At 71.4% G+C, this 3,342-nt stretch carries 3 protein-coding genes and 2 pseudogenes; 4 read left to right on the top strand and 1 reads right to left on the bottom strand.

Annotated elements, in window-relative coordinates:
* Window position 1: 1 nt before the first annotated feature.
* A pseudogene (locus RZ50_RS24800) lies at window positions 2-586 on the top strand (electron transfer flavoprotein subunit alpha/FixB family protein); the annotation flags it as partial.
* Window positions 585-1,508 carry an electron transfer flavoprotein subunit alpha/FixB family protein gene (locus tag RZ50_RS24795; protein WP_217680837.1) on the top strand — a complete coding sequence of 308 codons (924 nt, stop codon included), beginning with the start codon at window positions 585-587 and terminating at the stop codon, window positions 1,506-1,508. The pseudogene RZ50_RS24800 and the gene RZ50_RS24795, both read left to right, overlap by 2 nt.
* 129 nt (window positions 1,509-1,637) lie before the next feature.
* Here the strand turns inward: RZ50_RS24795 and RZ50_RS24790 are convergent, their stop codons facing one another.
* Window positions 1,638-2,072 (bottom strand): hypothetical protein, encoded by a 435-nt coding sequence (locus tag RZ50_RS24790; RefSeq protein WP_196951298.1) that lies wholly within the window; start codon window positions 2,070-2,072, stop codon window positions 1,638-1,640.
* Between the two features lie 188 nt (window positions 2,073-2,260).
* On the opposite strand from RZ50_RS24790, the pseudogene RZ50_RS24785 reads away from it, so the two are divergent.
* Both RZ50_RS24785 and RZ50_RS24780 read left to right on the top strand, forming a co-directional pair.
* Window positions 2,261-2,689 (top strand): annotated as a pseudogene (locus RZ50_RS24785) (electron transfer flavoprotein subunit beta); the annotation flags it as partial.
* Between the two features lie 45 nt (window positions 2,690-2,734).
* Window positions 2,735-3,208, top strand: coding sequence for a hypothetical protein (locus RZ50_RS24780; RefSeq protein WP_374199980.1), 474 nt, complete (start codon window positions 2,735-2,737; stop codon window positions 3,206-3,208).
* Window positions 3,209-3,342: the final 134 nt, after the last annotated feature.

Genomic DNA, 3,342 nt, shown 5'->3' with positions numbered 1-3,342 from the left:
GGTGCGCAAGCCGGCCCTCGAACTGCTGACCCTGGCCCGCCGCATCGGTGAGCCGTCCGCCGTCGTCCTCGGCGCGGGCGCCGCGGCCGCCGACATCGCCGCCAAGGCGGGCGAGTACGGCGCCGCCAAGGTGTACGTCGCCGACGGCGCCGAGTTCACCGACCAGCTGGTCGTCCCCAAGGTGGACGCCCTCGCCCAGATCGCCAAGGCCAACGACGCGGCCGCCGTCCTGGTGACGTCCTCCGGCGAGGGCAAGGAGATCGCCGCCCGCGTCGCCCTGCGCCTCGGCTCCGGCATCATCACCGACGCCGTCGACCTGGAGGCCGGCGACGGCGGTCCGGTCGCCACCCAGTCGGTGTTCGCCGCGTCCTTCCAGGTGAAGTCCAAGGTCACCAAGGGCGCACCGGTCATCACCGTCAAGCCGAACGCCGTCGCTCCGGAGGCCGCCCCGGCCGCCGGCGCCGTCGAGAACGTCACGGTCGCGTTCACCGGCAACGCGGCCAAGGTCACCTCGCGCACCCCGCGGGTGTCCAGCGGCCGTCCCGAGCTGACCGAGGCCGCCATCGTGGTCTCCGGCGGCCGCGGTGGTGCGCAAGCCGGCCCTCGAACTGCTGACCCTGGCCCGCCGCATCGGTGAGCCGTCCGCCGTCGTCCTCGGCGCGGGCGCCGCGGCCGCCGACATCGCCGCCAAGGCGGGCGAGTACGGCGCCGCCAAGGTGTACGTCGCCGACGGCGCCGAGTTCACCGACCAGCTGGTCGTCCCCAAGGTGGACGCCCTCGCCCAGATCGCCAAGGCCAACGACGCGGCCGCCGTCCTGGTGACGTCCTCCGGCGAGGGCAAGGAGATCGCCGCCCGCGTCGCCCTGCGCCTCGGCTCCGGCATCATCACCGACGCCGTCGACCTGGAGGCCGGCGACGGCGGTCCGGTCGCCACCCAGTCGGTGTTCGCCGCGTCCTTCCAGGTGAAGTCCAAGGTCACCAAGGGCGCACCGGTCATCACCGTCAAGCCGAACGCCGTCGCTCCGGAGGCCGCCCCGGCCGCCGGCGCCGTCGAGAACGTCACGGTCGCGTTCACCGGCAACGCGGCCAAGGTCACCTCGCGCACCCCGCGGGTGTCCAGCGGCCGTCCCGAGCTGACCGAGGCCGCCATCGTGGTCTCCGGCGGCCGCGGTGTCGGTGCCGCCGAGGGCTTCGGCGTGGTCGAGGAGCTCGCGGACGCGCTCGGCGCGGCCGTCGGCGCCTCGCGTGCCGCCGTCGACGCCGGCTGGTACCCGCACAGCAGCCAGGTCGGCCAGACCGGCAAGCAGGTCTCCCCGCAGCTGTACGTGGCCAACGGCATCTCGGGCGCCATCCAGCACCGGGCGGGCATGCAGACCTCGAAGACCATCGTGGCCGTCAACAAGGACCCCGAGGCCCCGATCTTCGAGCTCGCCGACTACGGCGTCGTCGGCGACCTCTTCGAGGTCCTGCCGCAGCTCACCTCCGAGGTGAAGGCCCGCAAGGCCTGATCCCCCGGACGACAACGGAGGGCGTGGCACTCGGTACCTGGGTACCGAGTGCCACGCCCTCCGGCGTACGTACCGTGCGGCGCCCTGCCCCGCGAAGGCCTACTCCGCGAAGGCCTGCCCCGCGAAGGCCTACTCCGCGAAGGTCGCGAGGTGCTGGGTGAACCCGCCCTGGGTGGGCGGCAGCGGACGGGGCTCGGGGTCCTGCTCCTGCCGGGGCTCCTCCATCGGCAGCAGGCGCAGCTCCGGCTGGTCGGAACCGGGGGAGGAGTGCAACCGCACCCGGGTGCCCACCGGGACGGTGCTGCGCAGTCCGTCCACGATGCACCAGACGTCGAACCCCTCCGTCATGCGGATCAGGGACTTCTGGCGGGCCAGCGGCGTCCGGGCCTGCTCGACCTCGCAGCGCCGGACGACCCCGGTGCCCTCGCTGGGCTCCAGCCGCAGCTCGGTGGAGCCGCAGGTGGGGCAGAGCAGCCGCTGGAAGGTCGGGTTGCTGCACCAGGTGCAGCGTTGGAAGTACAGCGTCGTACTCCGGGTGTCGGCATCGATGGCTGAGTGGACCACGCTGTCATCTCCCTGCGCTCGGGCCGGCTTGTACGGCAGAAGTACGGCAGAAGTTCGGCATGAAAAGGATAGGGAACTCAGTGCCGTCCTGTGAAGGCACTGAGTTCCCTTTTCGCCGCGCGCATGCATAATGAAGGGTACTGAGTACCGTCGTGAAACAGGAGTGGCGATCATGAGCCAGGAGTGCCATGGCGTCGACGGACGGTTCGATGGGTGTGCTGCCGGCGCTGCTGGCGGAGCGGCTGGGCGTGCCGCAGGTGACGCTGCTGTCCGAGGTGTCGGTCGAGGGTGGTGTGGTCCGGGGTCGTCGTGACGGTGACGCGGCGACGGAGCTGGTCGAGGCCCCGCTGCCGGCGGTGGTCTCGGTGACGGACCAGTCGGGTGAGGCGCGCTACCCCTCGTTCAAGGGGATCATGGCGGCGAAGAAGAAGCCGGTTCAGTCGCTGGACCTGGACGACCTGGGAATCGAGGCGGACGAGGTCGGTCTGGCGGGTGCGTGGACGGCGGTGGAGTCGGTGGCTGCGCGTCCGGCGCGGACCGCGGGCACCGTCGTCAAGGACGAGGGCGAGGGCGGCAAGCAGCTCGCCGGCTTCCTGGCCGACCAGAAGTTCATCTAGTCCCACTCGTCAGCGCATCCAACGATCGATCAGGAGCAACGAATCATGGCTGAGATCCTGGTGCTGGTGGACCACGCCGACGGTGTCGGCATGGCGTCGACGGACGGTTCGATGGGCGTGCTGCCGGCGCTGCTGGCGGAGCGGCTGGGCGTGCCGCAGGTGACGCTGCTGTCCGAGGTGTCGGTCGAGGGCGGTGTGGTCCGGGGTCGTCGTGACGGTGACGCGGCGACCGAGCTGGTCGAGGCCCCGCTGCCGGCGGTGGTCTCGGTGACGGACCAGTCGGGTGAGGCCCGCTACCCCTCGTTCAAGGGGATCATGGCGGCGAAGAAGAAGCCGGTTCAGTCGCTGGACCTGGACGACCTGGGCATCGAGGCGGACGAGGTCGGTCTGGCGGGTGCGTGGACGGCGGTGGAGTCGGTGGCTGCGCGTCCGGCGCGTACCGCGGGCACCGTCGTCAAGGACGAGGGCGAGGGCGGCAAGCAGCTCGCCACCTTCCTGGCCGACCAGAAGTTCATCTAGTCCCGCCCCCTCCATCCCCGACCCAGCGAAACACGGAGACATTGAGCAATGGCTGAGATCCTCGTCCTGGTGGACCACGCCGAGGGAGCGGTGCGCAAGCCGGCCCTCGAACTGCTGACCCTGGCCCGCCGCAT

Origin of the sequence: Kitasatospora sp. SUK 42 (assembly GCF_015776785.2) — a bacterium.
Lineage (GTDB): Bacteria > Actinomycetota > Actinomycetes > Streptomycetales > Streptomycetaceae > Kitasatospora.
The sequence above is the reverse complement of the archived record's forward strand: the minus strand, read 5'-3'. Positions and strand labels throughout refer to the sequence as shown.

Coding starts and splice junctions, on each gene's coding strand:
- RZ50_RS24780 (WP_374199980.1), top strand. CDS start 2,735: ATGGCTGAGATCCTGGTGCTGGTGGACCACGCCGACGGTGTCGGCATG.